Source organism: Moraxella lacunata, from assembly GCF_002027545.1.
Taxonomy (GTDB): Bacteria; Pseudomonadota; Gammaproteobacteria; order Pseudomonadales; family Moraxellaceae; genus Moraxella; species Moraxella lacunata.
The window spans coordinates 1-4,264 of record NZ_MXAN01000066.1 but is presented as its reverse complement, the minus strand read 5'-3'; the positions used below and the strand labels follow the sequence as shown (position 1 = coordinate 4,264).

The following is a 4,264-nucleotide window of genomic DNA, read 5'->3' as shown; positions in this document are numbered from 1 at the left end:
GCTACAACAACGTGCCTAAGGGGCGAATTGCAATTCGCCCTTGATAAATCAATCGCTTATAAAAAGTTGAGAATGAAATAAAGTAGGATAATTTTACCAAAATAAACTTCAACAAGTTTTACAAAATCGGATGAATTTTAGGAATTTTTTTAACAATGGTTGCTAGAATATGGCAAATTTTACACCAAGTTTATCCTAATGTCTTTTTTAACAAACCAATCAGCCTATCGGTCAAAATCACCGTATCATCATGACTGATATTTAGGGCAGGGAGCAGACGAATGACATTACCGCCTGTAACATTTAAAATCAGATAAAACTCATCACGAGCCATATCCACAATGTGCGTACAGTCCACGCCATCAGGCAAACCAAAGCCTATCATCATGCCACGCCCACGCACGTCTATTTGTGGGAAATGCTCACGCACGCTTTGGCGGATAAAATCACTCTCACGCACCGCATTTGCCATGACTTCATCGGTCAGCTCATCATAGACGGCACAGACCACACGACAGCCAAAGGGCGTACCGCCAAACGTGGAACCGTGTGAACCAGCTCCGAACAAGTCTTTGGCTTTGCCTGATACCATACACGCCCCCACAGGAAAGCCATTACCCAGCCCTTTGGCGGTGGTCAGTACGTCTGGCTTGACGTTGCTGTATTGATAAGCAAAATATTTACCCGTGCGACCGTTGCCTGTTTGTACTTCATCAAGCATAAACAGCCAGTCGTTGGTATGGCAGATATTTTGTAGTTTTTCTAAATAATCATCGCTTGGGGTGTGTAGTCCACCTTCGCCCTGAATAGGTTCTACAAATACTGCACAAATGTCTTTGTCATCTATCAAGGCTTCTACGGCAGAGACATCATTAAATGGTACACGGATAAAGTCATCATCCAAGGTAAAAAAGCCTGTCCGAGCCTTAGGATTGGCGGTGGCGGTTACGGTGAGTAGGGTGCGACCGTGAAAGGCGTGTTCCATGACGATGACTTTGGGGTGAGATTTGCTTTGGTTGTGGGCATATAGGCGAGCCAGTTTTAAGGCACATTCGTTGGCTTCAGCTCCCGAGTTGGCAAAAAATACTTTGTCCATGCCCGCCTTTTGACAGAGTATTTCGCCTGCTTTTTCTTGCCAGTCAATTTGGTATAAATTACTGGTGTGAATGAGCGTGTCGGCTTGCTCTTTCATGGCATGGCTGATGGCAGGGTGGCAATGACCAAGCCCACACACGGCGATACCTGTCAGAGCATCCAGATACGCCGTGCCGTCTGCGGTGTACAGATATGAGCCTTGCCCACGCACAAAAGAAATGGGCTGACGGGCGTAGGTTGGCATAAGATAAGACATAAAAAGTCCTTAAATTTTTCTAAATAATAAAATCAAAAATTGTCAAATGAATGGCGTGTAAAATTTGATAAAATTCTCAAAATTTGGGTAAATCACGCTTTGGACAATTCATCGCTAAATGGCGTATCATCGGTTGCCACACGATATGATTCATCCGCCCACGCTCCTAAATCAATGAGTTTACAGCGTTCACTACAAAACGGGCGGTTCGGGTTGTCAGACCAACTGGTCGGTTTTTGACATTGGGGGCAGGGGTAAGTGGTCGGTGTGGTCATGTGATGGTCTTTGATGTGATTGTTTTGTGATAGGGATTTATTTTAACAAATTTTTACCATTTACACAAAACGAGTTTGTGTTACTAGGGCGTGCCCGCCTTTGGTATTTGCAATGAAAAACAAGATTTAGCCATTTTTCATGCAAAAATGGATTAAAGCATTAAAATTTTCATCTTATTTCATAAAAATGTTATCAATGGTAGGTACGCCCTAGGTGTAATGGGTTTTAATATCATTAAAAATTAGCAACTTAGCAAATATTTCATAATTTTTTACAAATAAAACATGACAGTCACAAAAAAGAAAGTTATAATCAGCACCGCACTCTTACTAGTACGATTGATTTATTAAATTATTGTTATAAAATAACTTATATGACGTTTGTGGTATTTGTAGAAATAATTAATGAATCGGTGGGATGGTAAGGTTGCTTGGTGTTTTAAAAAGTGTTTTTTGGCATTGTATGAGCATGCAGATGAATGCAAGACTTAGACAAATGAAAAAACAAGGATTTTAAAACGCACTTTTCTCACAGTGATAGGAGGTATTTGTGAGTGATGTTCAATCTGATTTAACCGAAGAGCAAATCCGAGAATACACAACCAAAAGCTATGAAGAGCTTCATAAGCCTTCATAGCTTTTGAGTCTCGTGACGCTTATCTAAGACACGAATTGCAAATCATGAAACCCAAAAGATGGGGCGTGAACTTGCCATTTCGTGATTATCGTTTTGAGTTTGAAGATACCATTCCTGCGATGGCGGGGATGATTGGTAAAATCGTCATGGTGGGAGCGATGGCAGCTGCCTTTGCCGCACCGCTTGGTTTGGGCGAAGATTTTGTCTTGCAAAACGTCCGCTATGAGATGATTATTGCTGCAATCTTTGTACTTATTTTCTCAGCATTTTTCCTACCAACGTCCAACTTACCTGGCACACACGGACCGCTCATTCCGCTCATTCCTATTGTGGTGGCGGCAGGGGGGCACCCACTTGCTTTTGGTGTGCTCATCGGGGTATTTGGACTGATTATGGCGGTCTTAAAAGGCGGTAGCCTGATGTCCAAGCTCACCAGTAACGGGGTGGCAGGCGGGCTACTACTCTATCTGGGTTTTGTAGGGCTGATGGCTCAGGTCAAAAACATGATAGCCTGGGCGGATAAAATTGGTCTGCCACACATCGCCTTTATCATCATTTTATCAACCATTGTTATGTATGCCTTGCTAGAACACTGGCAAAAACGTTGGCTTGCGGTGCCTATCGGCTGTGCGTTGGCGGGCTTTTTGGCGTTTATCTTGGGAGCTCCCTTTGAGTTTAAGACCGAGCCGGGGCTGCCGCCACTTAGCCCCACTTACTGGTGGGGTGAGAATACAGGTTGGACGCTAGGTCTGCCCGACGCCAAAGCCTTTATTGTGGTATTTCCTTTTGCGGTGTTGGCGGTTGCCATGTGGCCACCAGATTTCTTGGGACACAAAGTATTCCAGCAAATCAGCTATCCTAAGCACTCTGAACGTACACACATGAATATTGATGACACGACCATTGCGTGCTCTATCCGTCAAATGGTGGGTTCGGCACTGGGTGGGGCGAACTTCACATCATCATGGGGTACATACATCGTGCCTGCATCCATCGCCAAACGTCCGATTCCTGCTGGTGCTGTCTTGACCGCAGTATTTTGTATCGTCGCAGCCATTTGGGGTTATCCCATGGACTTGGCGGTATGGCAACCTGTGCTCTCCACAGCTCTTATTGTGGCGGTATTTGTACCGCTACTAGAAGCAGGTATGGAAATGACTCGTGCAGGTAAGACAACTCAGTCAGCCGCCATCGTGGTGTTCTCATCAGCATTGGTGAACCCTGTGTTTGGTTGGTCGCTAACCATGATGTTGGATAACCTAGGTCTTATCGGTGATAAAAAACGCAGTGTTGAGCTGGGTCTGATGGGGCGTGTGATTATCCCTGTGGCAAGTTTTGTGATTCTATGTATTGCCATGGGCTTGGTGGGTATGTTCCCTGGTGTACCTGCATTACTACCGCAGTTTAGAGTTTAATGGTTTTATAAAACAAAAATCGCTCAATGGATATTGGGCGATTTTTTTATTGGGGTGTGTTTGTTTTTTGTGTTTTTCATTAAAAATGGGGAAAGTTGCCTATTTTTTATGAAAATAATTTAGGGCGTGCCTACCATTGATAACATTTTTATAAAATACACCCGAGAAACTTTAAAATTACCACAAACATAATGAAGTTTGGGTGTAGGGGCGTGCTGTGCACGCCTATAAAAACTGGCATGTTATAAAAGGATGTGCGGAGCCAGTCCCTACAAAGCCTGTGGTAAATATTAAGTTTGTTAGGTGTAAGATGAAAAATTGACAATTTCAATCAATTTTTGCATGAAAAATGGCTATCCAACCACTTAAATTTAAAAATTGAGTGAAACTCTTAAAATTTACCCAGTTAAGTGGTCGGATTGTTTTTTATAATAGACTTCTTTCCAAACCCCGATTTTTGTGGATTTTTAAAAACCTCAACCCCAATACTTATAAGGGTTTATTTTTAGTTTGGAAAGAGATTTATTATGAAATCCACGGACAAGGCGAACCTGTGGTGGTGTTACATGGTGGGTTGGTCGGCTCA

At 43.1% G+C, this 4,264-nt stretch carries 3 protein-coding genes and 1 pseudogene; 2 read left to right on the top strand and 2 right to left on the bottom strand.

Going from position 1 to position 4,264, the window contains the following annotated elements:
• Nucleotides 1–190 precede the first annotated feature (190 nt).
• Nucleotides 191–1,351, bottom strand: a complete 1,161-nt coding sequence (locus B5J94_RS09565; protein WP_062501264.1) for an aspartate aminotransferase family protein — start codon at nucleotides 1,349–1,351, stop codon at nucleotides 191–193.
• A gap of 92 nt (nucleotides 1,352–1,443) precedes the next feature.
• Complete coding sequence (locus B5J94_RS09560; RefSeq protein ID WP_062501262.1) at nucleotides 1,444–1,626, bottom strand: DNA gyrase inhibitor YacG; 183 nt, start codon at nucleotides 1,624–1,626, stop codon at nucleotides 1,444–1,446.
• 550 nt (nucleotides 1,627–2,176) lie between these two features.
• Between B5J94_RS09560 and B5J94_RS09555 the strand changes: the two are divergent.
• Together B5J94_RS09555 and B5J94_RS09550 are read left to right on the top strand one after the other, a co-directional pair.
• Nucleotides 2,177–3,678: pseudogene (locus tag B5J94_RS09555) on the top strand (DUF3360 family protein).
• Between the two features lie 382 nt (nucleotides 3,679–4,060).
• Nucleotides 4,061–4,264, top strand: a 204-nt coding sequence (locus B5J94_RS09550; protein ID WP_211271076.1) for a hypothetical protein, incomplete at its 3' end; no start/stop codon positions are given.

What these genes read in the sequence shown, in the direction of transcription:
- B5J94_RS09565 (WP_062501264.1), bottom strand. Translation starts at nt 1,351, where the DNA reads ATGTCTTATCTTATGCCAACCTACGCCCGTCAGCCCATTTCTTTTGTG.
- B5J94_RS09560 (WP_062501262.1), bottom strand. Translation starts at nt 1,626, where the DNA reads ATGACCACACCGACCACTTACCCCTGCCCCCAATGTCAAAAACCGACC.